This window comes from Achromobacter sp. GbtcB20 (assembly GCF_019091095.1).
Taxonomy (GTDB): Bacteria; Pseudomonadota; Gammaproteobacteria; order Burkholderiales; family Burkholderiaceae_B; genus Achromobacter; species Achromobacter mucicolens.
The window spans coordinates 1-276 of the sequence record NZ_JAGXJZ010000497.1 but is presented as its reverse complement, the minus strand read 5'-3'; the positions used below and the strand labels follow the sequence as shown (position 1 = coordinate 276).

The 276-nt window shown below is 62.3% G+C and carries 1 protein-coding gene; it reads left to right on the top strand.

Features of this window, described 5'->3' with window-relative positions; translation table 11 throughout:
* A partial coding sequence (locus KVT32_RS29925; RefSeq protein ID WP_217619409.1) for a TraU family protein occupies positions 1 to 276 on the top strand: 276 nt, incomplete at both ends.

Here is a 276-nt window from a genome sequence, read left to right as displayed (position 1 = left end):
CGATGTCATCGGCCATCCTGGCGGCGAGGTATTCAACCAGTTCGCATCGTCGTCGGGCTATTTCTGCCAAGGCGCGGGCACGGCCTTCATGCCGTATCTACTCAGCACCCTGGACACGCTGGCTTGGCGCTACAACGTGCCTGAAATGGCCTACCCGGAGGCGTTGATTGCGGGCATGCGCCAGGTCGGTGCGCGCACCACGATGAACCTCTGGGGCAATGTCTATCCGCGCGGCGGCTTCCTGCATCAGACCGATGACTACAAATCCGGGGCCGT